24 protein-coding genes are annotated in these 23,004 nt (G+C 57.5%); 3 read left to right on the top strand and 21 right to left on the bottom strand.

The genetic code is table 11. From position 1 onward, the window contains the following. Positions 1-53: 53 nt before the first annotated feature. The 9 genes from H6A20_RS08795 to tig all read right to left on the bottom strand — a co-directional run bounded on the left by H6A20_RS08795 (position 54) and on the right by tig (position 7,304). Positions 54-1,376, bottom strand: coding sequence for a hypothetical protein (locus tag H6A20_RS08795; protein WP_204906746.1), 1,323 nt, complete (start codon positions 1,374-1,376; stop codon positions 54-56). After that, positions 1,357-2,040, bottom strand: a complete 684-nt coding sequence (locus H6A20_RS08800) for a hypothetical protein (RefSeq protein WP_204906747.1) — start codon at positions 2,038-2,040, stop codon at positions 1,357-1,359. Before H6A20_RS08800 ends, H6A20_RS08795 begins: the two co-directional genes overlap by 20 nt. 238 nt (positions 2,041-2,278) lie before the next feature. Continuing rightward, entirely contained in the window at positions 2,279-2,593 is a 315-nt protein-coding gene (locus H6A20_RS08805) for a hypothetical protein (protein WP_204906748.1), read from the bottom strand. 71 nt (positions 2,594-2,664) lie between these two features. Next, positions 2,665-3,303: a hypothetical protein gene (locus tag H6A20_RS08810; protein WP_204906749.1), complete on the bottom strand. Its 639-nt coding sequence runs from the start codon at positions 3,301-3,303 to the stop codon at positions 2,665-2,667. A 100-nt stretch (positions 3,304-3,403) separates the two neighbouring features. Next, positions 3,404-3,736 (bottom strand): nucleotide pyrophosphohydrolase, encoded by a 333-nt coding sequence (locus H6A20_RS08815; RefSeq protein WP_204906750.1) that lies wholly within the window; start codon positions 3,734-3,736, stop codon positions 3,404-3,406. Positions 3,737-3,771: 35 nt separating this feature from the next. Further along, positions 3,772-4,512 carry an MmcQ/YjbR family DNA-binding protein gene (locus H6A20_RS08820; RefSeq protein ID WP_243426186.1) on the bottom strand — a complete coding sequence of 247 codons (741 nt, stop codon included), beginning with the start codon at positions 4,510-4,512 and terminating at the stop codon, positions 3,772-3,774. Positions 4,513-4,527: 15 nt separating this feature from the next. Continuing rightward, entirely contained in the window at positions 4,528-5,013 is a 486-nt protein-coding gene (thpR, locus tag H6A20_RS08825) for an RNA 2',3'-cyclic phosphodiesterase (RefSeq protein ID WP_204906752.1), read from the bottom strand. A gap of 213 nt (positions 5,014-5,226) precedes the next feature. Further along, on the bottom strand, positions 5,227-6,255 hold the full coding sequence (bsh, locus tag H6A20_RS08830) for a choloylglycine hydrolase (protein ID WP_204906753.1): 1,029 nt from the start codon (positions 6,253-6,255) through the stop codon (positions 5,227-5,229). A 5-nt stretch (positions 6,256-6,260) separates the two neighbouring features. Continuing rightward, the gene (tig, locus tag H6A20_RS08835; protein WP_204906754.1) at positions 6,261-7,304 is read right to left on the bottom strand and encodes a trigger factor; all 1,044 of its coding nucleotides are present in this window, start codon (positions 7,302-7,304) and stop codon (positions 6,261-6,263) included. Positions 7,305-7,493: 189 nt separating this feature from the next. On the opposite strand from tig, the gene H6A20_RS08840 reads away from it, so the two are divergent. Continuing rightward, the gene (locus H6A20_RS08840; protein WP_204906755.1) at positions 7,494-7,937 is read left to right on the top strand and encodes a hypothetical protein; all 444 of its coding nucleotides are present in this window, start codon (positions 7,494-7,496) and stop codon (positions 7,935-7,937) included. 26 nt (positions 7,938-7,963) lie between these two features. Here the strand turns inward: H6A20_RS08840 and H6A20_RS08845 are convergent, their stop codons facing one another. The 12 genes from H6A20_RS08845 to H6A20_RS08900 all read right to left on the bottom strand — a co-directional run bounded on the left by H6A20_RS08845 (position 7,964) and on the right by H6A20_RS08900 (position 20,538). Then, positions 7,964-8,437, bottom strand: coding sequence for a YwiB family protein (locus H6A20_RS08845; protein WP_204906756.1), 474 nt, complete (start codon positions 8,435-8,437; stop codon positions 7,964-7,966). Further along, positions 8,438-9,400, bottom strand: coding sequence for a 6-phosphofructokinase (gene pfkA, locus H6A20_RS08850; RefSeq protein WP_476739010.1), 963 nt, complete (start codon positions 9,398-9,400; stop codon positions 8,438-8,440). 132 nt (positions 9,401-9,532) lie between these two features. Beyond that, a complete protein-coding gene (locus tag H6A20_RS08855) occupies positions 9,533-13,009 on the bottom strand; it encodes a DNA polymerase III subunit alpha (RefSeq protein ID WP_204906758.1) in 3,477 nt (1,158 codons plus the stop codon). Between the two features lie 94 nt (positions 13,010-13,103). Beyond that, on the bottom strand, positions 13,104-13,337 hold the full coding sequence (locus tag H6A20_RS08860; protein ID WP_204906759.1) for a polya polymerase: 234 nt from the start codon (positions 13,335-13,337) through the stop codon (positions 13,104-13,106). Positions 13,338-13,404: 67 nt separating this feature from the next. Continuing rightward, positions 13,405-14,235: a CvfB family protein gene (locus H6A20_RS08865; protein WP_204906760.1), complete on the bottom strand. Its 831-nt coding sequence runs from the start codon at positions 14,233-14,235 to the stop codon at positions 13,405-13,407. Next, positions 14,229-14,945, bottom strand: coding sequence for an acyl-[acyl-carrier-protein] thioesterase (locus tag H6A20_RS08870; protein WP_204906761.1), 717 nt, complete (start codon positions 14,943-14,945; stop codon positions 14,229-14,231). The genes H6A20_RS08865 and H6A20_RS08870 overlap by 7 nt, the downstream gene beginning before the upstream one ends. A gap of 1 nt (position 14,946) precedes the next feature. Then, complete coding sequence (locus tag H6A20_RS08875; protein ID WP_204906762.1) at positions 14,947-16,134, bottom strand: cation diffusion facilitator family transporter; 1,188 nt, start codon at positions 16,132-16,134, stop codon at positions 14,947-14,949. 24 nt (positions 16,135-16,158) lie between these two features. Beyond that, a complete protein-coding gene (locus tag H6A20_RS08880; RefSeq protein WP_204906763.1) occupies positions 16,159-16,812 on the bottom strand; it encodes a stage II sporulation protein R in 654 nt (217 codons plus the stop codon). Positions 16,813-16,897: 85 nt separating this feature from the next. Continuing rightward, a complete protein-coding gene (locus H6A20_RS08885; protein ID WP_204906764.1) occupies positions 16,898-17,575 on the bottom strand; it encodes a GntR family transcriptional regulator in 678 nt (225 codons plus the stop codon). Beyond that, entirely contained in the window at positions 17,576-18,451 is an 876-nt protein-coding gene (gene ispE / locus H6A20_RS08890) for a 4-(cytidine 5'-diphospho)-2-C-methyl-D-erythritol kinase (protein ID WP_204906765.1), read from the bottom strand. 43 nt (positions 18,452-18,494) lie between these two features. Next, the gene (locus H6A20_RS08895; protein WP_204906766.1) at positions 18,495-20,048 is read right to left on the bottom strand and encodes a DUF3794 and LysM peptidoglycan-binding domain-containing protein; all 1,554 of its coding nucleotides are present in this window, start codon (positions 20,046-20,048) and stop codon (positions 18,495-18,497) included. Positions 20,049-20,061: 13 nt separating this feature from the next. Next, positions 20,062-20,538 (bottom strand): protease complex subunit PrcB family protein, encoded by a 477-nt coding sequence (locus tag H6A20_RS08900; protein WP_204906767.1) that lies wholly within the window; start codon positions 20,536-20,538, stop codon positions 20,062-20,064. Positions 20,539-20,682: 144 nt separating this feature from the next. On the opposite strand from H6A20_RS08900, the gene H6A20_RS08905 reads away from it, so the two are divergent. Together H6A20_RS08905 and H6A20_RS08910 are read left to right on the top strand one after the other, a co-directional pair. Next, positions 20,683-21,450, top strand: a complete 768-nt coding sequence (locus tag H6A20_RS08905) for a lysophospholipid acyltransferase family protein (protein ID WP_338106656.1) — start codon at positions 20,683-20,685, stop codon at positions 21,448-21,450. Positions 21,451-21,549: 99 nt separating this feature from the next. After that, positions 21,550-23,001 carry a nicotinate phosphoribosyltransferase gene (locus tag H6A20_RS08910; RefSeq protein WP_204906768.1) on the top strand — a complete coding sequence of 484 codons (1,452 nt, stop codon included), beginning with the start codon at positions 21,550-21,552 and terminating at the stop codon, positions 22,999-23,001. The last annotated feature ends 3 nt before the right edge of the window (positions 23,002-23,004 follow it).

Consider the following 23,004-nt stretch of genomic DNA (forward strand, 5'->3'; position numbering starts at 1 on the left):
TTATCCTAAACATTCATTATCCATAACACAATCTCTGAATGGGCACGTAGTGCTTACCCCTCTTCTATCCCATACTTCTTCTTTAGCCTTTCACTCATATAATGCCATGCCCAGGGAGCCAGCCCGTGTAATTCATAGAGCCTGGCCGCAATCTCATCATCATCCTTTAATTCAGCAGAATAACTCTCCGTATGGGGATAGTCCTCCTGCAAGTCCAACATGGCCAGGTTTTTATTATTCTTCAATCTTTCGCTCAGATAATCATATATTGTATTATGGTCTCCTGTTGGCTGCATACACATTTCCGCCAACTCATAATCATCATGAAAAGATTCATCTATATAGGCAAAATTCCATCGACAAACCTTACATGCAAGATAAACTAGTTCTTTATCTTTTCTGTAAGGCTTCATACATTCCAGAAACATTATAGATCTGTCTCTTGAGTGCTCAATGGCATATTTAACCCATTCACGGTCTTTCTGAAAACGCTGATCCGCATATTGTATTGCTTCTCCGTCATGTTCTAGACTTAACCTGACCATCTTTTCGTCATTCTGATACATTGGGAGGTACTTTAATATCTGTCCGCATTTTAAGGCTGTTCTCGCTAATACCCTATCTTTAAAATAATTTTTATCCAATTTTTCGACCAGCCATGGATTTTCATTCAACCGCGCTGTCAAAAGCCTTCTGTATTCAATATAACGCTCCCGACCTATTTTATCGCGATAAGGCAAAAAACAAACCTGAAGAGGGATAAATTCTTCTTCTGTGAAAAATATCTCTTTAATCCTCTCAATATTCTCAGAAATCAAATCATAACTAATGCCATAATCCTCAGCTGTTTGCTTTAATGAATCCGTTTGCCATACAAGCTCGGCCAATTCGTGTATCAGTGAATCTATTGCATCAGAAATAGCACCTGTGTCAAAATCTGTTTCAGCATCAAAATCCATTTCCGATGCCAAGTGTACTGATCCTGTTTTAGTTAGGGCTTTATACTTTTCTATAAGACGAACCGGATATTCCCCATATATAACCTTATATTCCCTACGTAATTCTATAAATTGTTTGCTGTCGTATAGTCCTTCAATAAATCGATCATAGTAGTCATATTCCGGAAGAAGCCTTGAAAATATCATCTGAATAATCCTACATGACAAATAATCTGGTTCTGCCCAGAAAGGTACTTCTGAAAAATCCCTATTATGGATGTAATGATTTCTAATATACAGACAGTATGTAAAATGATAATCAAGAGTGTAGGGATTTGCGATTAGATATTCTTTATCCTTTTTACGCATATTCTTTATACAGTCATCCGCCACTTCGTTTACAAATTCAATTTCACTTTTACAAAGCACTTTTTTCATATTCATGACTCACCTTTTTCTTCGCCGCTTCCCTGTGATGCGCCGTATAATCATATGCCATCAAATAGCGAAGTGCACTGGTCACCGTATTTGGACGGATATGCTGTTCATGATACCCCTTGGTAAAATATCGCTCGCCCTCTATCGTCCGTACATAGTTGTTATGCTCCAGAACACTTGCCCCCTTTTCGTTCTTCCACCGGATTCTCCAGTAGTCATCTCCACAGTAGATCTGGATTCCCACCGGAACCATTTCAGCTTCTGCCCCTTTCTCAACGAAAAGTCTGGTAAGAAGACTGGTGCTCACCTGCTTTTCATCAAAAAACTTTTCACAAATCTCACAATCCGATACATCCTTCACGCCATTTCGCACGACAGCCTTTCTCTGACACCACTTGCAGAAACGAACCTCTGTATCGGGTTCAATCTTATTGATCTGTCTGCCGTGCCGGATCCTGCGGACGCAAAAACACTCCCGGTCATGAAGGATTCCGGAACGCTTCGTTATGACAAAATTGTGGGTAACTTTGATCGGCTGTGGAGGCAGAACCGGCTTTTTCTCTTTCCACAGGATGCGCTTCCCGGCCGGGTTTTGCTTCTGCCCTGGTTTTTTTCCGGCATTTCGCAGATTGATCAGGAAATATCGACAATTCTTTTCTTCCATATCAGACACACCTTTCTATGCTTTTTTACAGCCTAGTACTTATGGTGTGCCATAAAAAGGACTCCTGATTTTTCAACTCCTCACTCAGACTATATAATATAACGGCATAGTATCATCCGGCAAAAAACTGATCCCGCTGCTTCTGGTGATCTCTAATATCAATTTCTCCAATAGCAAAACACCAACCAATACAACAACTAAATCAAAAAAATCAGTTGGTGTATCAGTTGGTATATTATTACTTCAATTGGTAAATAAAATGTCTCCCTTGACGAACTTTTTGAACCACTCCCGAATTAATCAATCGTCCTAATGCAACATTGGCTCCCTGACTTGTAGTAATTCTGGTTATATCAAGAACCTGATATACAGTGATGAAACCATTCACCTTAATATATTCAAAATTATCTTCTGCCTCAAAATCATCCGGATCGATTCCATACTCAAATCTTTCCTGGTCTTCCTCTCTGATTTTACCAGCGCCTTCTTTATTTTTCGGCAGATGAATTGCAATAAACAATCTCATAATCCATTGACCTTTAGCAGTCTTCATCTTACGAAATCATTTCTCCCAAATATAATGGAGATTCCCCGACAACCGAAAAGTATACCCCTGCACGTGATTTAGCAGAATGCCAGCTTCCTCATCTCCGGATCCTTTGCCTCGATCTCCCGGAACAGATCCTCCATCCGCTGCCGGCTCTGCCTTTGCTCCGCCCTTCTCACTCTGCGCTCTGCCTGCCGGTAGTATTTTCTCTGCCGCTTCGTGTACTGGGGCAGCTTTCGGTAATCATCCCGGATAATCCGCTTCGCCCTGTCATGATCTGCAATATACCGCATCAGTTTCATAAGGGTTTCCGAAGGCTTTACATCTCCCTGCCGGTGGTATGCGCCCTGGATGACCTGTTCAAGCGTCATGGATCTGCCATAGGTGTTCCTGTGATAAAGCAGATACAAGTCTTCTCCTCTCCTGCTGAAGATCTTCCAGCAGCCGGTATCTGTCCGCACATATAGCGTGTCTGTCTTTTCCACATAATCCAGAGACATCCGATACTCACACTCCCAGGCGTGAAGCTGCTCGGTCCGTCTCATCTCTCCCTGCAGGCCGCCGCAGTATCTGCAGCAGCGGCATCCGCATTCCACCGCCTGCTTCCGGGGAAGGGTCATCCGATTCCGGGGCTTCATCCGCTTCACATACATACAGTCCGGCCGGTGGTACACCTTTCGGCCTTCCGGCGCCATCATACTGACAACTACATTCATTCTGATTCCTCCTCTCCTTCTCTGGAACTTGTTCTTGTGATCAGAATAAATGGAAAGCTGTTCCATAAAAATGCCACCATGCAAATGCGACCAGCCTGGCTTACAGCTCCGTATATTTCTCTTTATGCCCGTACGCCTTCTCAACCGGATACTTCTCCCGATTCTTCCGAATCTTGTTCTGCACGATCTCATCCAGATCCAGCCCGCATGTATCCGCCATCAGGATGCAGTAATTGACCACATCCGCCAGCTCCTCTCGGATCTTGTCAATCTTCCCGCTGCACTGAACGTCATCTGCGCTCCACTGAAACACTTCCAGAAGCTCTGCAGCCTCCAGACAGATGGATATCGCCAGATCTTTCGGGTTGTGGAACTGCTTCCAGTCCCTTTCATCTCTGAACTTCAGAACCTGATCGATTGTCTCCTGTGTCATACCGTGTCCTCTCTTTCCTCCCGCATCCCTTCCTGCTACTTCTTCAGCGCCTCGCCCAGGCTGTGGGGCACGCCCCGCGGCCCTCTGACGGCGTAAATCCCGTACTCCTCCTTCAGCTTTTCAAAGGTAAATCTATCCGGCCTGTACCGCTTCAGCAGCCGGATCTTCATGAGGGCAGGGATCGTCAGCGCCCTGTCGCTGTAATGGCAGGGGATGTCTGTCTCTGTTACCTTGCATTTGTACAGGATGGCCGAGACAGGCGCCGCCGCATAGAGGTATACTGTATCCCCGGTCCGGATGCCTCTTCCCTGCTTCCAGTCTATCTCGCCGGCGCTGTCAAATGCATGGACAATATCGTAGTACTTCGGGTTCGCCGGCACGATCCATTCCTTCGGCGGCCGGATCTTCTGCTTCTTCTGCCTGGAAGCCGTCACAGCATAGCTCTCGTCGATCCACCGGCACACCTCCTCAAAGGGGACGGTGCCGTCCAGCAGGATGGAGATCCAGTTGCTCCGGGCGATATGGTAGCCGTAGAAATAGCCCGGCTGCCGGACGAGCATGTCGACGAGCATCGGATCCCCCAGTTTTACATTGATGATATCCACATGCTCCGTGCCTTTCAGCCCGAGCTTTTCCCGGGAGACGTCCATGAGGAGCGCGAACCATTTCCTGTTGTCCGCATGGCGCAGGACCGGGTAGGTCGGCGCTGTGGAAAACGGGTAGTCCGGTTCAGTCTTATATGTTTCTTTTACATACCTGAAGATGGCTTCTCTCATCATTTGTTTTCCCCCTTATATCTCCCGGTACATGGTCTTCCCGTCCCGCGTCTCTGACTTCATGAGCGACGCCTTCTTCACCGTCATCTCCGCCTTTGGCAGATGCACCTGGTACGGCTTCTTCGACGAGGCCTTGCGGATCAGCGTGATATGCGGCACGAACCTGTCATCGTCAAAGGGGATGTCTGCTGCCTTCAGGGCCGCCCGCAGATCCTTCACATATGTCTTAAGCTTCTGGTTTCCCTTCACGCTCGCCCAGAGCAGGTTCCCGAAGTTCCCTTTTTCAGAGAGGGACAGGCGGAACGGCGGCAGAGGCACGCTTTCTATGACCCGCTTCACCTGCGCCGGATCGCTGTATTCCCCGATAAATGCCAGCGTCAGATGCAGGTTCCGGGCTGGCACGTAGTTCCCTTCCACGCCCTGTTTTTTCAGGTCATGCATGCAGGAAACCAGCGCCTTTTTCATTTCCTCTGACATCTGGATCGCAATAAACAGTCTCATCTTTTCTATCACCCCGCAGCTATATATACTACATCTAAGCCTAATTATATATGACACGGCAGATTTTGTATACGTTCCTGCATGTTCTGCGGCAGAACTTTCTGAACAGCAAAAAAGACCCCTGCACAGTGCAGGCGTTTTTGCCGCACCGTCAGGCGTCTTTGTCTTGTCGATAAGAGATCTGTAAGTTTTTTCCGTATTTTTCACATTTTATCAGGCAGTTTCACAGGGGAGTTTCACCGCTTCCCCCGTCCGCGACACCGGGAAACACCGAAGAGCGCCGCCCTCCCTGTCCCCGTCTTCCAGGGCCGCGGCCTGGATCCGTGCATCCTCGTAGGTCCGGCAGTAGTACACGCCCCGGCTGGCGTTGACGCAGCAGGCGTAGGTGGTGTGGTCGTACCGCCCCGCCCCGGTCTTCACCGCGCCCCGCAGCATGGCCACCTGCTCCAGGATGTGGAAGAACTGGGTCACGCTGTCCATCTCCTCCCCGCTGCAGGCGGAGTTCTCCTTCAGGAAGGCGGCCCGCACGAACCGGGAGGCCGGGGAGGCGTCCCCGGGCAGTCCCATGGCCCCCATCCCCTGGCCGAAGGGCTGCAGATCCAGCCGCTTTGAGAAGCGGTTCGCCGGCGCTTCGCTTGTCAGGTGAAGGTACTGGGACGTGTGCATGAGATGGAAGGGGAAGGGCGGATTGTTGGTGAGCACGCCGAAGGGATTGTCGTAGATCTTCAGTCCCTCCCGGACCGCCTCCACGGTCAGGCACCGCCGCCGGTCCGCCACCATCCAGTGAAGGGGCGCGTTTGGCAGTTGCTCCGAGAAGGGGATGTCCACGATCTGCGCCCCTGCAAGCAGCGCCGCCGCCTCGTCCACAGAGGCCGCCTGGCCAAGCAGCCAGGGGATCAGCTCAAAGGGAGCGACCCGGCTCTGCGCCGGCCCGTCCGCATCCTGTCCGGAGAAGGCCGGCCCGCCAGCCGTCTGCACAGACTGATAGCAGGCGTTGCCGGGGAAGTAAAGCCCCGCCATGCCAAGCCCCTTCTCGTTGACCGCCTCCGCGTAGAGGGGGTACCCGTCCCGCACATCCGCCATGCCGATCAGGGCGTAGTGCCGCTCCATCCGGCCCGCCAGCCGGAAGGAGAAGGGATATCTGCCCTGAGTCACAACGACGGTGTCGCCGAAGGTGTACTCCAGATCCAGATTCCTCCCGAAATAAAAGTCCCTGCTCTCCAGTGTGATACACGTACACATCTGTCTTACTCGTTCACGACCTGGATGCAGTTCTTGGCCAGCCACTCCTGCACGATCTCCTGCAGGACCATATCCTTCAGGTCCTCCTCGGAGGCGGCTTTCTTCAGGGCATCCACATCCTCAAACCCATAGGACTCGGCCAGCTCCTGGAAATGCTCCTCGTACTCCTCGTCTGCGGGCGTCAGGTTCTCCTCCTCGGCGATGGCCCGGGCTGTGTATTTCTCCTTGAGGGACTGCTTGGCAACTTCCTCCGCCTGCGCCTCGAAACTCTCCACATCCGTGTTCATCTGGCTTGTGATGAACTCGTCGTAGCTCATGCCATAGGCCTCGGCGGCGTCTTTATACTGCTGGATCAGTTGGTCTTTGATCTCGCCAAGCTCATCCTCCGGATACTTCTCCATCTCCGCCTTCTCGAGAGCCGCGTCCCAGGCTTCCGCTTCCAGGCTGTAGTTGTAGTTCTCTTCCGCGGACTCCTCCAGGATGGCGCGCACCTCCTCGCGGTACTCGTCCACGGTCCTGGACTCCTCGGACACGGTCTGCACGAACTCATCCGTCAGCTCCGGCAGGGTGTTGATGGAGTTCACCGTGATGGTGAAGGTCACCGGCTTGCCGGAGAAGTCCGGGTTCGCTGAGTAGGGATCCGGGAAGCTGCCGTTCCAGTCAAAGGTATCCCCCGTGTTGTGGCCGATGATGCTGTCCTCGAACCCGTCGATGAACTGGCCGGAGCCGATGGTCAGGTCATAGCCCTGGCCGGAGCCGCCGTCAAACTCCTGGCCGTCCATCTTCCCTACAAAATCAATGTTGGCGATGTCGCCCTCCTGCACCGGGCGGTCGGTCACTTCCGTCAGATTCTGCTGCTGCACGGATCCGATGTAGTTGTCGATATCCTCGTCGTCCACTTCCTGCTTGTCGTCTACCTTGTCTACTTCAATGCCCTTGTATCCGCCGACAGTCACGTACTCGTTGGACGCCTGGTTCCCGGAGCACCCCGCGAGGGCCGCAGAGCAGGCCAGGACGCCTGCCAGCAGAAGCGCTGTTTTCTTTTTCATGTTTACACCTCTTACATATTTCTGATTGCCTGCATCCCTTTTTCCGGATGCTCGTATCAGTATAGCATATAGTATGCCCGATTTAAAGTAAGTTAACGCTTTTTTCACATTCACGTCAAATGACTTGCGCTTCTTTTTAAACAATGTTAGAATATAGTCTGCGAGTATTACATAGCAAGGAGGATCCCCGTGAGTACATTAACGATCGTTTTATTCGTCATTCTGATCGTCCTGATCATCGCCTGCATCGTCCTCTATTTTCTCGGGAAGAGAGCCGAGAAGAGGCAGGCCGAGCAGCAGGAACAGCTTGACGCGGCGGCTCAGACTATATCGATGCTGATTATTGACAAGCGCACCATGCGCCTGAAGGATGCCGGCTTCCCGCCCATCGTGCTGGAGAACACGCCCAAGTACCTGCGGCGCTCCAAAGTGCCGGTGGTGAAGGCGAAGGTCGGACCGAAGATCATGACGCTGATGTGCGACTCCAAGGTCTATCCCCTGATTCCCGTCAAGAAGGAAGTCAAGGCGACCGTGAGCGGCATCTACATCACAGCCGTGCGAGGACTGCGCGGACCGCTGGAGGCCCCGCAGAAGAAGAAGGGCTTTTTCGCAAGGCTCCGCGGCAAAGCATAGACGGACATAAAAAAAGACCTGGCAGATCATCTTTCTGCCAGGTCTTTTTTCTGTTCCGCCCTGCCGTGTACAGGGCGGATATTCACATCAATCTCACAGTCCGAGAGGGGTTCGCTGTCCACGTCCAGCGCGTAGCTGATGTGGACGTCGATGCTGTCCTCCGTGACGTCTGTGATGATATCCCTTGTGTGGATCCCCACCATCATCTCGCCGAAGGGCGTATCGTAGGCGGTCATGTTCATCCTGCCCTTCTCGAACACCATGCATGTGTTGGCAAGGCCGGACTTGCGGATCTCAAACAGGCTGTCCCCGCTGATCTTGATCGTATTTTTGACCGTGCCGGGCACGCCCTCCACGACCTCGTCGTAGAGCACGTAGTGCTTGCCGTTCTTCAGATAATAGGAAGCCGGTGTGATGATCTCCACCGGCTCTCCCTCCCCGGACTCTCCTCCCACTTCAAAGTGGAGGCCCGAGATACTGATCAATACATCTTTCGTCATTTACAGTGCCAGCTCTCTCGCAATCTCATACTGATACGGCGGGATGCCCTTCTGCATGTTCAGCGCCTCGTTGATATCGAAGTCCACATACTGACCATGACGGTATCCCACAACGCGGTTGCTCTTGCCCTCGATCAGGAGGTCCACTGCCTTTGCTCCCATGATGGACGCGTATACGCGGTCCTTACATGTGGGGCTTCCGCCGCGCTGCATGTGTCCCAGGATCGTGGCCCTGGCCTCCATGCCTGTCGCTTCCTCGATCCTCTTGGCCAGCTCGATGGAGCCGCCGATGCCCTCCGCGTTGATGATGATATAGTTCTTCTTGCCGCGCTTCCTGCACTCCTTGATGTCCTCGATGATGGCCTGCTCATCGTAGTCGTGCTCCTCGGGAAGGAGGATCCTCTCCGCGCCGTTGGCGATGCCGCACCACAGTGCCAGCCAGCCGGCGTCTCTTCCCATAACCTCGATGATGGAGCATCTCTCGTGGGAGGTGGATGTGTCGCGCACCTTGTCGATGGCCTCCATCGCTGTGTTCACCGCTGTGTCAAAGCCGATGGTGTACTCGGTGCAGGCGATGTCCAGGTCGATGGTGCCCGGGATGCCGATGGTGTTGATCCCCAGGTTCGCCAGCTTCTGGGCGCCTGCGAAGGAGCCGTCTCCCCCGATGACAACCAGGCCGTCGATGCCGTACTTCTTGCAGATGGCGGCTGCCTTCTGCTGTCCCTCTTCTGTGCGCATCTCCTCGCAGCGCGCTGTCTGCAGGATCGTACCGCCCCTCTGGATAGTGTCGGATACGTCTCTTGCCGTCAGGTCGATGATCTCCTCGTCAAGGAGTCCCTGGTAGCCTCTGCGGATTCCCCTGACCTTCAGTCCCTTTCCTAATCCTGTTCTCACAACCGCACGGATCGCGGCGTTCATGCCAGGCGCATCTCCGCCGCTTGTAAGCACGCCGATCGTACGAATTACTTTTCCTTCTGCCATGATCGTTTTCCTCCATTTGTCGTATTAGGCCTGCACAGAGAAAAGATATGCTTCCCCGTGCCTGCTTCATGCATCATGTGGATTTTTCCCTTATTCCATTTCATTCTACATTATCTACCCTATGCTTTCAATGGATTTTTCCACAACTTTTACACAACTTTCTCCGAAATAATTCGTCAATCTGCTCAGGATCCCGGGCTCGATATAGATGTTCCTCCCGGCCGGCAGCCGCTTCACCGCCTTCTCGGCGCGGCAGTAGATGACCACCTCGTCGTCCCCGTCGGAGGCGCGCAGCATGTCAAACAGGCGCGCCTCGTCCTCCAGGTAGGAGGCCTTGTCCTTGTACTGGATCCACAGCTCCCGCTTTGTCTTCGCAAAGGGGATCACGCTCTCGCAGATGAGCTTGCTGGGGGCGTCGTCCTCCTCGGACACCCGGCCCCGGATGAACACCTTGGCGTCCTGCTCCACCAGCCGCTGGTACTTCTCGTAGTCCCGGGGGAACACGACGATCTCCACCGTGCCCAGCAGGTCCTCCAGCGTCAGGAACGCCATCATCTTATTGTTCTTCGTGTGCTTGATGGTCCGCCCCGTGATCATGCCGCCCACGGTCTCCCGGGCGCCGTCCTGCACCTTCGCCCGCCCGGTGTTCTCGTCGATCTGGAAGTCCAGCGTCGTCTTTGAGATGTTCCTGCGCCATTTCTCCTCGTAGTCCTCCAGGGGGTGGCCGGTCAGGTACACGCCGATGACTTCTTTTTCAAAAGCCAGCTTCGTCTCCTTGTCGTACTCGCCCACCGGGGGCAGGGGGATGTCGAACTCCTTCTTCTGGTCGTCGTCCACCAGGTCGAAGAGGGACATCTGCCCGGTCATGGAGTACTTCTTCTCCTGGTTCACCTGATCCAGGATCCGCACGTAGATGGACATGAACTGCCGCCTCGTGCCGCCCAGGCTGTCGAAGGCGCCGGCCTTAATGAAGTTCTCGATGGTCCGCCGGTTCACGTCCCGGCCGGAGGTGCGCTCGATGAAGTCTTTCAGGCTGCGGAACTGGCCGCCCCGCTCCCGCTCCTCGATGATGGACTGGATCACCGGCCGCCCGATGCTCTTGATGGCCGCCAGGCCGTAGCGGATGCTGCCGCCGTCCACGGAGAAGTTGCCCTCCCCCCGGTTGATGTCCGGGGGCAGGATGGCGATGCCCATCTGCCGGCAGGCATAGATGTACTCCGCCACCTTGGGGGGATTGTCGATCACGGAGGTCATGAGGGCCGCCATGAACTCCACCGGGTAGTAGTACTTCAGCCAGGCAGTCTGGTAGGAGACCACGGCGTAGGCCGCGGCGTGGGATTTATTGAAAGCGTACTTCGCGAAATCGATCATCTCGTCGTAGATCCGGTTGGCCGTCTTCTCGTCGATGCCGTTGGCCAGGCAGCCCGGCACGCCCTCCTCCGGGTTGCCGTAGACGAAGTTCTGCCGCTCCCGCTGCATGACGTCGCCCTTTTTCTTGGACATGGCGCGGCGCACCAGGTCGCTGCGGCCCAGGGTGTAGCCCGCCAGATCCCGCACGATCTGCATGACCTGCTCCTGGTAGACGATGCACCCGTAGGTGGGGGCCAGGATGGGCTCCAACTGCGGGCAGTCGTAGGTGATCGCCTCCGTGTTGTTCTTTCCCTTCACGTACTGGGGGATGAAGTCCATGGGGCCCGGCCGGTAGAGGGAGATGCCGGCGATGACGTCCTCCAGGCTCTTCGGCCGCAGCTCTTTCATGAAGCTTTTCATGCCCGCGCTCTCCAACTGGAACACGCCGTCTGTCTTCCCGCTGCCGATGGACTCCAGCACCCTCTGGTCATCGTAGTCGATCTGGCTGATGTCGATCTTCCTCCCCGCGCTCTTCTCTGCCAGCTTCACGGCGTTCTGGATCACGGTGAGGGTCCTAAGGCCCAGGAAATCCATCTTGAGAAGGCCCAGCTCCTCCAGCGTTGTCATGGTGAACTGGGTCGTCACGGAGCCGTCGGATCCCAGTGAGAGGGGCACGTACTCCTCCACCGCCTTCTGGCTGATGACCACCCCCGCGGCGTGCATGGAGGTGTGCCTGGGCAGTCCCTCCAGGCGCCGGGACATGTCGATGAGCTCCTTCACCTGGGCGTCCTCCTGGCAGACCCGCTTCAGCTCCGGGTTCATCTCCAGCGCCTTGTCCAGGGTGATGTTCAGCTCCTGGGGGATCATCTTGGCGATGTTGTCCACAAAGGCGTACGGGAGGTCCATGACCCGCCCCACATCCCGGATCACGGCCCGGGCCGCCATGGTCCCGAAGGTGACGATCTGCACCACCCGGTCCGGCCCGTACTTGCGCACCACATAGTCGATGACCTCCTGCCGTCTCTCAAAGCAGAAGTCCACGTCAATATCCGGCATGGACACGCGCTCCGGGTTGAGGAACCGCTCAAACAGAAGCTGGTAGCGGATGGGGTCGATGCTGGTGATGCCCAGGGAGTAGGCCACCAGGCTGCCGGCCGCGGAGCCGCGCCCGGGCCCCACCATGATGTCGTGGTCCCTGGCGTATTTGATGAAGTCCCACACAATGAGGAAGTAGTCCACATACCCCATGTCGTGGATGACGGACAGCTCGTAGTCCAGCCGCTCCCGCAGTTCCTCCGTGACAGGCTGGTACCGCTCTGCCAGCCCTTTCCGGCACAGTTCCTGTAAGTAGTCCCAGGAGGTGCGGCCCTCCGGCACGTCGTACTTGGGCAGCTTGGTGACGCCGAATTCGATCTCTACCTTGCACCGGTCCGCGATCTTCTGGGTGTTCGCGAGGGCCTCCGGCGCGTAGGGGAAGAGGGCGCTCATCTCCGCCTCGGACTTGATGTAGTACTGGCCGCCCTCGTAGCGCATCCGGTCCTCGTCCGCCAGCTTCTTTCCCGTCTGCAAGCACAGGAGGATGTCGTGGGGCTTCACGTCGTCCGCGTAGGTATAGTGGACGTCGTTTGTGGCCACAAGGCCGATCCCCGTCTCCCGGCTCATCCGCACCAGGGCCTGGTTCACCATCTGCTGCTCGGGCATGCCGTGGTCCTGCAGCTCCAGGAAGAAGTTGTCCTTCCCGAAGATCTGCTCATAGCGAAGAGCCGCCTCCTTCGCCTCCTCGTAGAGGCCCCGGACCGCGTTTCTGGCCACCTCGCCGGCCAGGCAGGCGCTCAGGGCGATGATCCCCTCGTGGAACTCCTCCAGGAGCTCCATGTCCACCCGGGGCTTGTAATAGTATCCTTCTGTAAACCCGCGGGAGACGAGCTTCACCAGGTTGTGGTAGCCGGTCTCGTTCTCCGCCAGCAGCACCAGGTGGTAGTAGCGGCTCTCGCTGTTTCCCTTCGCCTCCTTGTCAAACCGCGAGCCGGGTGCCACGTAGACCTCGCAGCCCAGGATGGGCTTGATCCCCGCCGCCTTCGCCGCCTTGTAGAAGTCGATGACGCCGTACATGACGCCGTGGTCCGTGATGGCCACGCTGTCCATGCCCAGCTCCTTCACCCGCGAGATGCATTCTTTTATTTTATTGGATCCGTCCAGCAGACTGTACTCCGTGTGGACGTGCAGATGTGCAAAACTCATATAAAAAGGCCTCCCTTCCGGACGCAGTCATTTGAAAACATTGTACTACGTTTGGAAGGGAGGCGCAAGAATTCTGTGTTTCACTGCCCGTTGACTACCCGTTGATCATGAAGCTGACCAGTCTGTCGATATCCTCTTTCTCGTAAGCGATGATCTCCAGCTCCGGGATCTCGCCGCCCGAGAAGATGTTCGCCATGGACACGTACTGGGACAGCTTGGACTTCAGGTTCAGGCGGTCTCCCTCGCCTGTCACGAGCTCCACCCTTCCCTTGCAGTTGTCGATGACCTGGAAAAACTTGTCGATATTTGTAATGTTCTGTACTTTCATTTCTATCTGTTCCTTTCTGAGGCTTTGCGGCGCTTCCGCCTGTCTCCATCCCCATTATAGCCGTTTTTTACTTAATTGCAATGCTTTTCTCGCGGATCTCGATCTTCCCCTCCTTGAGGAGGCGGCCCACCGCCCGCTTGAACGCGTTCTTGCCAAAGCCGAACTGGGCCCGGATCAGCTCCGGATCCGCCTTGTCCGTAAAGGGCAGCTCCCCGCCGTTTTCCAGCAGCTTGTCCATGACTGCCTGCGCGTCCGCGTCCATCTGGATGAAGGCCTTCTCCCGGACGCTCAAGTCCAGCTTTCCGTCCGGCTTCACGTCCGTCACCCGGGCGCTGATCCGGTCGCCCACCTTGTATCTGCCCGACGCTTCCCGGCGGGGGATCAGGGCGCAGTACCGGTCGTCCACCGCCACGAAGAGGCCGAAGTTCAGGCTCTTCTCATAGATGATGCCCTGCACCCGGTCGTCCTTTTTGTAGGGGGAGTTCTTCTCCAGCCTGTCGTACACTTTCATGGTGGCGCACAGCCGGCCGCTCTTGTCTGTGTAGAGGCCAACGAGGCACTCGTCCCCCGGCTTCACCCTGGCGGTCTGCTGCTTGAAGGGCAGGAAGAGATCCTTTTCAAGCCCCCAGTCCAGGAACGCCCCGATGGCGCCTGTGTCCTTCACTTTCAGGGCCTTCACCTCGCCCATCCGGATCTTCGGCACGTGGGTCGTGGCGATGATGCGGTCTTTGGAATCCCGGTAGAGAAATACATCCACCGCATCCCCGATGCCCGCCCCCTCCGGCACCTGCCGGGCCGGGAGCAGGACTTTGTCCTCCTTTGTGCCCAGATACACGCCGAAATCCGTCGTCTTCACGATCTCCAGCGTCACGTTTCTTCCCAGTTTTTCCTCTAACATCTCTTCTCTCCTGTCAGTTCCACAACTGCGTAGGGCCTGCCGCCCTCGTCGCACAGCTCCACAACTGTCCTTCCTTCTTCTCTGGCTGTCCGCGGGCAGATCACATCCCCCAGCACCGCCGACTTCTTGTACTCCACGCGCACCTGGCGCACCAGCATCTCCTCCCCGATGGACTCCAGCGCCATCTGCACGTACTGGCAGTTGTTGACGTGCTCGTTCGTGTCAATGTGGTACTTGCGCACCGGGAACGGCTCCGCCTCGGCAAGCTCTGCCGGCAGGGCGATCTTCCTGGGCGCGTACGCCATCTCAAGGGGCTCCTGGGTGCCGTATTTCTCAATGTCCTCCGGGTCGGGCCGCACGGGGCGTCCCCGCTCCAGGTCCATGAACACCCAGATGGAATTGGCGTAGGCCGCTTTCCGCCCCGCCTCGTCCCACATGCAGAAGTTCCGGTGGCCGTAGAGGCCGTTGAACTCCGTGGCCCAGGTGCCCACCCGGATCTTCTCCCCGATCCTTGGATAGCGCTCCGCCACGATCTGCCAGGACGAGAGCACCCACGCCTTCTTCTTCTCCTTCAGGTAGTCGATCCCCACTCCGATATCCTCCGAGTGGAAGATGCTACAGTCCTGAAAATAGTTGATGATCCCCGGCAGGGTGATCGTCTCGTGGTGGTCCGCCTCGCTGAACCTTACTCTGCTGTCAAATGCATACATCTTACTCTTCCTCTCCCTGTGCCATGTAACTTTTCTCCACCGTGATCACGCACTGGTATCTGTGGTCGATCTGCTGGAGTTTTTTTCTTACTTTCTTTACCAGTTTCCTCTCCTCGTCCTCCGCGTAGCCGTAGGGGACGACCATGTCGAAGATCACGTTCACCCGCTCCTTTCCTTCCACCACCCGCAGGTCGTGGATGGAGACGCGGGGATCGACGGCTGCCACCGTCTCCTCCGCCTGGCGCTTCACCGCCAGGATCTTCTCATCCTTTGTCTCCACGGGGTCCATGTGGATCACGAGGAACATGCCAAGCTGCCGGGCCGCGTCCCGCTCGATCCGGTCGATGATCTCGTGGGACGTCTCGATGTCCACATCATTGGGGACCTCCGCGTGGATGGACGCCATGTTGCGCCCCGGTCCGTAATTATGTACGATCAGGTCGTGGCTTCCCACGATCCCGTCATAGTCCTCCACAAACGCGGTGATCTTCCGGTAGTCCTCCGGATCGATGGCCTCCCCCAGAAGGGGCCGCAGCGTGTCCCTGGCAATGCCGATGCCGGCCCACATGACGACGAGGGAGACGCACAGTCCCACGAACCCGTCGATGTTCCACCCGGTCGCGCTGAAGAAAAGAAGGGAGAACACCGTGGCCGACGTGGTGACCACGTCCCCGATGGCGTCCGCCGCCGTGGCCAGCATGACCTTGGAGTCGATCCGCCGGCCCAGCGTCCGGTTGAAGACGCTCATCCAGAGCTTCACGCAGATGGAAAGGAGCAGGATCACGATGGAAAGCGCGCTGAACTCCATGTGCTGGGGCTGACGGATCCTGCCGATGGCGTCTTTCAAAAAGGTAAATCCCACCTCGATGACGAGGAAGGAGACAACAAGCGCCGTGATGTACTCCATCCGCCCGTGGCCGAAGGGATGCTCGCTGTCCGCCGGCTTGCCGGCCATCTTCACCCCCACCAGGCCGATGACCGAGGAGGCCGCGTCCGACAGGTTGTTGAAGGCGTCCGCCGTGACGGAGATGCTGTGCATCAGAAGCCCGATCACCGCCTTGGCGGCGAAGAGGAGCACGTTGCAGAAGATGCCCACCAGCGAGGCCAGCGTCCCGTACCGGGTGCGCACCTCCAGCTCCTCTGTCTGCTCATAATCTTTTACAAAATGTCTGATCAAAAATTCTGTCATGTATCGTATCTGTCCTCTCCGGTATCAGCGTCTGTCCCCGAAGAAAAACCAGCGGATCCTAAAGTCCGAGTAGGCGGTGACCATCTCGTACCCGTCCTCGCTGAGCACCCGCCCGAGCTGCCGCTTTCCCTCCTCGGGCACCCGGGCTGTCACCGCGTCCGTAAAGCAGAGGGACGGGTAGAGGCAGCACCACCAGTTGTGCCCCCGGGCGTCGCCGATGCGGACCCGGAGCGCGGTGTACTCCCCGGCCGGGAAAGTCACGTCGCCGTAGCTCTTCTCCGGGAAATAGTCCTTCACAAGCTCCGCCTCCACCGGGTCCTCACATCCGTCCTGCTCCAGCCGCTCCCGCGCCTTTTCCTCCAGGTCTTTAAGATGCGCCCGGACCCAGTCCTTCGTCTGCTCCAGGCCGGCCCCCGCCGGCATCTGCTCCTCCATGTAGGCAAGGAGGGCCTCCCGGACCTCCAGCTTCCGCCTCTGGTCCGCCGCGCCGTCGCTGTCCGCCAGCACGTGGAACCGCAGCACTTCCCCTGCCAGCTCCTGCTGGGCCGCCGCCGTCCTGGCCTCCACAAGCATCCCCCTCTGGACGAGGAGAAAGCCTGTCAGGACCGCCGCCGAAAGAAGCGCCGCCGCAAGGCAGACGGCCTCCTTTTTCTTCCTGACGCTGTATCGTTTTTTCATAGTTATGTACCTCCTGACCGGTCCCGCTCCCTGCGGGATCTATCAGGAGTGTTCACGCTTTTTCCTCTGCTTATGCAGGGCGCGCCTATTTTTTTGTGCGGATGGTGTCCATCACGGCCTCCACCTGGTTGTCCACATGCTGGCACACCACCTGGACGGCCTGGTCCTTCTGCCCTCTCTCGATGGTCTCGATGATCTCCTCGTGCTCGTCCATGAGCTGCTGATGGAAATCCGAGCGCTTCAGGTACTCCACCCGGTACCGGTACATCTGCTCCCGCAGATTGTTGAGAAGCTGGATCAGCTTCTGGTTGTCCGTGGCCAGGTAGATGACGTCATGGAACTTCACGTCCGCCTCCGCGATCCGGGTGATGTCCCCCTCCTGCAGGGAATCCCGGAAGGACGCAGCCGCGTCTTTAAGCTCCTGGATCTGCTCCGGCGTGATCTTCTCACAGGCCAGCTCCACTGCCAGCTCCTCCAGGGCCCGCCGCACTTCCAGCACGTCCCGCAGGCTCTTCTCTGTGATCTCCGCCACCTCGGCCCCCTTCCGGGGGATCATGAGCACCAGGCCTTCCAGCTCCAGCTTGCGGATGGCCTCCCGGATGGGCGTCCGGCTGACGCCCAGCTTGTTGGCCAGCTGGATCTCCATGAGCCGCTCCCCGGGCTTTAACTCGCCCCGGAGGATGGCCTGCCGGAGTGTGTTGAACACCACGTCCCGCAGGGGCAGATATTCATTCATGGTGACTTCAAAATTCGGTTCCTTCATTTATTTCCTCCTGACATTGTGTACATTCGTGACATAGGCCTGCTTCACAGGCGTCTGCCTCTTCAGCCTGGCTGCCGCCGCCTTCGCCTTCCCGCGGGAGTCGAAGATGCCGAAGACAGTGGGGCCGCTGCCGCTCATCATGGCGTTCAGGGCGCCGGCCTCCCGCATGATCTCCTTGATCCTGCCAAGGACCGGGTACTCGGGCAGCATCACCTGCTCCAGGACATTGCCCATGCCGGCGGCCACCTTGTAAAGGTCGCCCGCCTCCAGTCCCGCCAGGATGGCGTCGATATCCGGATGCTCCCGGACGCCCTCCCGGTCGATCTTCTCATACACGGTCTTCGTGGAAGCCGAGAGGGGCGGCTTGGCGATCAGCACATGGCACTTCGGCATGGGCGGCAGGGGCGTCAGGATCTCGCCGATCCCCTCCGCCAGCACGGTGCCGCGCATGATGCAGTAGGGCACGTCCGCCCCCAGGGTCACGCCCCGCTCCATGAGCCCTTCCATGGAGAGCCCCAGGCCGAACATCCGGTTCATGCCGAAGAGGACCGCCGCCGCGTTGGAGCTGCCGCCGGCCATGCCGGCCGCCACCGGGATATGCTTGTCCAGCCGGATCTTAAGCCCCTCCTGTATGCCGAACTCCTCTGTGAGGAGCGCGGCCGCCTTGTAGGCGATGTTGTTCTCACCTACCGGCAGGTAGGACAGGTTCGTCTCGATCTCTATGCCGGGCTCCGCCTTCTTCGCAAGCGTCACCCGGTCGTAGAGATAGACGGTCTGCATGACCATCCGCACATCGTGGTAGCCGTTGTCCCTGCGGCCCAGGATGTCAAGTCCAAGATTGATCTTTCCCAGTGCTTTCAACTCCAGTTTATCCATTGTACTCTCCTTGTATCTTGTATACAGTGTACGTATAACGCACTTACAGTATACCCATATTCTCCTTAAAAATCAACAATTTATCCCCTGTTTTCGGCTCTCCTTCCTTCAGGCCGTTGGCCTCCCGGATGCCCTCCTCCGTCGCGCCGTAGCGCCTGGCGATGTCCCACAGCGTATCTCCCTCCCGGACGATGCAGCCTGTGATGCCGGGAGCGTTCTCCAATTCCTTCGGGTCCACGCTCTGCTCCTCCACGGAAGTGATGTTCCGGATCTTCTCCGGCCGGCGCAGGAAGAGGCGGAAGGAGAGGGCCGCCTTCACCTCGGCCTCGCCGCTTCCCAGGAGGCTGACCGAGAGCTGCTCCAGGCCTGCGCCGATGTCGCAGCGCATGGCCGGGGAAGCGCCCGGGCACTCGATGACCTGGGAGAAGGGGACCATGCCCTGCCAGGTGCCGAAGGGCCTGTCGTCGTCCGCACGCACGTAGAGGAAACTCACGCTCAGGGCCCCCTCCACCAGGATCTCCCCCTCCTTGATCCGGGGCGGCTCCAGCTGCGGGTAGCCGCTGCTTTTCAGGATCTGCAGCGTGCCGTCCTGGATCTCCGGGAGGGTCAGGCGCTCCGTCAGCCTGCACCGGGAATTGTTCAGCATGACCAGGCTCTCCAGCTCCAGGTCCTCCCGCTCCAGGAGCAGGTTCCTGCCGGGGCTGTAGGCGTCCTCCAGGATCCGGACCGTCTCCTCCCTGTAGATGCAGCAGCGCACTTCCAGGGCCGCCTCCACGCCGAAGATCCGCAGTTCCCCGTCCTCATCCAGTCTCGCCTCGATAAGGGTCTCCCCCAGGCAGGCATGGACGCAGTGGTACAGATCCTCCCCGGCGCCGCCGGCGTCCAGCTTCCCCTCAAAGGGCACGGCCTGCTCCAGCCACTCCGTCTTCATGGTTTCCGTCTCGTAGAGGATGAAGACCTGCAGCTCGCCCCGCAGGATGAGGGCCCCCTCCTCCAGCCTCGTGTCCAGCTTCCGCAGGTCCGCCTCCGCCAGAAGGACGGTGCCGATGCTCTCCTTCGCCGCCGGGAGCTGCACTTCCTCCCGGATCCGGCAGATATCCCGGCACGCGCCCGCGCGGGTGAGGATCTCTTTTGACGTCTGCTTCCTGCAAAGGGGCGCGTCCCCCTCCAGATCCGCGGTGATCTGCACCTCCCCGTCCCGCTGTGCGCCCGCCTCCAGGTCCACGGACGCCCGCAGGTTCACCTTCCGGGAGTTGATAAGGCCCGCCGTCAGCTCCGCACTGGCCCGCCTGACATAGAAGGCATCCGCCGGGTCCGCCTCGGCTGCGGCCGTCTCCTCAAAGGGGAGGCGGCCTGCAAGGGCTGCCAGTCCCCCGTCCTCCGTCTCGTAGAGCACCTGGTAAAAAAGCTGCCCCGCCACACGGAGGCTGCGCTCCGCGGGGCGGATCTCCTCCACATGGACGGAGCCGTCCGCGCACACCACCCGGGCCGCGTCCGCCTTCACCTCCGGGATATTGATGTCCCCGTCTACGTAGAACTGCACGGCCGTGTCCGGGCCGGTCTGACTTGTCTGCAAGGTCTGTTTGATCTGTTCCATCCTGCTCCTCCTTCTACCTTTCTGAAATGATCCGTTTCTCTGTATACGCGGTCCGCACCGCCGCGAAGGGCGCGCCCGCGGCCCCGGCTGCCTCCGCGTCTGATCCGGGGCCGGTCAGGCTGGCGCGGATCCGCAGGGTGTGCTCCGTCTCGGTCAGGCTCTCCACCCGGACGGTGTACCCGCCCGTCTCCTGCCTGCCGTACCCGACCGCTATGTAGAGCCACGTCCCGTCCCCGTAGGCGGCGAGAAACGGCTCCTCCCTCTCCCCGCTGATCCGCTCCTTAAGCGCCTCCGGCAGTTCTTCCTCCGCCGTCTCCTCATAGGACCGCGGCCAGCCGCCCGCTTCCTCCCGGTACAGGCCGCAGCCGCCGGATAAGAGGGCCAGCAGGAAGGCCGCCGGCAGAAAAAAACGCGCCGTCCTTTGTCCCACCATCTTCCCCGTCACGCAGACTTCCCTGCCAACACACATATTCTCTCTACCATCATACACACTCCCTCTTTGAAAAATACCAGTTTTATGATAAGATGCTTATGATGCAGGATACGGAAGTCATGCTTTTCATGCTCGCATGAAAGAGCATGACTTGAGGATCCGCAAAAACATGAGAAAGCAGCCCGACAGGGCGGATTTCGAATGTTTCTAAAACTTAAGAAAGGACCCACACCCATGATCCGGTTTATCTGTATTGTAATCCTGTTATTTCTCTATCTCGTCCTCGGCATCCCCGTGCTGATCATAGAGTACTTCATCGGCCTCGTCAGCCCGAAGGCCAAAGACTACTCCTGCCTGCGGATGGTGCAGTGGACCTTCCGCCTGATGCTGAAGATCGCAGGCGTAAAAGTGACTGTCATCGGAGAGGAGAACATCCCCGATGAGCCGGTCCTTTATATAGGAAATCACAGGAGCTATTTCGACATTCTCCTCACCTACTCCAGGTGCCGGCGCCTGACCGGCTATGTGGCGAAAAAAGAGATGCTCCGCTACCCGCTTCTGCGGGACTGGATGCGGAATCTCTACTGCCTCTTCCTGGACCGCAGCACGCCCAGGGAGGGCCTCAAGACGATCCTTACGGCCATTGACTATGTGAAAAAGGGCGTCTCCATCTGCATCTTCCCGGAGGGGACGAGGAATAAGGGGGAGGAGGGCTCCATGCTGCCCTTCCACGACGGCGCCCTGAAGATCGCAGAGAAGACGGGATGCGCCATCATCCCCATGTCCATGAACAACACCCAGGCCATCTTTGAGGCACACCTTCCCTTTGTGCGCAGGACCCACGTGATCCTGGAGTACGGCGCGCCCATCTACCCGGACAGGCTCGACAAAGAGACCCGGCGCCACCTGGGCAGCTACTGCCAGAATATCATAAAGGAGACGATCCTGAAAAACAGGGATCTCGTCTGATCTTTACTTTGTTTTTACATTTTCTTCTCCGGGTGCTATAATTGGGATAACTTTGAAATCTTTTTACACATACATACTGCAAAGGAGTCATAAAAAACAATGAGCAGACATGATCTGACCCTGCTGACGGACTTCTACGAACTCACCATGATGCAGGGCTACTATGAAAAAGGACAGAACGAGACCGTTATCTTCGACGTATTCTTCCGCCAGAACCCCAACAACGGGGGCTACTCCATCTGCGCGGGCCTGGACCAGGTCATCGAGTACGTCAAGAACCTGAACTTCACCTACGAGGATGTGGACTACCTGCGCGGGCTTGGCCTGTTCAGCGAGGAGTTTCTCCACTATCTGAGCGGCTTCCACTTCACAGGGGACATCTACGCCATCCCGGAGGGCACGGTCATCTTCCCGAAGGAACCCCTCGTGAAGGTCATCGCACCCATCATGGAGGCGCAGCTCGTGGAGACTGCGATCCTGAACATCATCAACCACCAGAGCCTCATCGCCACAAAGGCGTCCCGCGTCGTGTTCGCGGCGGGCGGGGACGGCATCATGGAGTTCGGCCTGCGCCGGGCCCAGGGGCCGGACGCCGGGCTCTACGGCGCCAGGGCGGCCATCATCGGCGGCTGCATCGGCACCTCCAACGTGCTGGCGGGCCAGCGCTTTGACGTGCCGGTACTGGGCACCCATGCCCATAGCTGGATCATGAGTTTCCCGGACGAATACACCGCGTTCCGGGCTTACGCGGATCTCTACCCGAACAACTGCATCCTGCTGGTGGACACGTACGACACGCTGAAATCCGGCGTGCCCAACGCGATCCGCGTATTCCGGGAGATGCGGGAAGCGGGCGTGGAACTGAAGAAATACGGCATCCGCCTGGACAGCGGCGACCTGGCCTACCTCTCCAAGAAGGCGCGGGCTATGCTGGACGAGGCCGGATTTACAGATGCGATCATCTCCGCCTCCAACGACCTGGACGAGTACCTGCTCCACGACCTGAAGATGCAGCAGGCCGCCATCACGTCCTGGGGCGTGGGGACCAACCTCATCACCTCCAAGGACTGCCCGTCCTTCGGCGGCGTCTACAAGCTGGCCGCCATCCAGGATGAGAACGGCAGCTTTGTGCCCAAGATCAAGATCTCCGAGAACACGGAGAAGATCACCAACCCGGGCAACAAGACGATCTACCGCATCTACGAGAAGGACAGCGGCAAGGTGAAGGCGGATCTCATCTGCTTTGCCGACGAGGTCTTCGACCCGGAAAAGGACCTGCTCCTGTTCGACCCCATCGACACATGGAAGAAGACAAAGCTGCCCGGCGGCTCCTACACCATGCGCGAGATCCTCGTGCCCGTGTTCCGCCGCGGCGAGTGCGTATACGAATCCCCCTCTGTCATGGAGATCGCGGACTACTGCCGCCGGGAGAAGGATACGCTGTGGGATGAGACGAAGCGTCTCTTCTACCCCCATCAGGTCTATGTGGATCTGTCTGACAGCCTCTACAAGGTGAAGAAATCCCTGCTGGACCAGATGGATATGGACTGATTT

Source organism: Mordavella massiliensis (assembly GCF_016901695.1).
GTDB classification, from domain to species: Bacteria; Bacillota; Clostridia; order Lachnospirales; family Lachnospiraceae; genus Claveliimonas; species Claveliimonas massiliensis_A.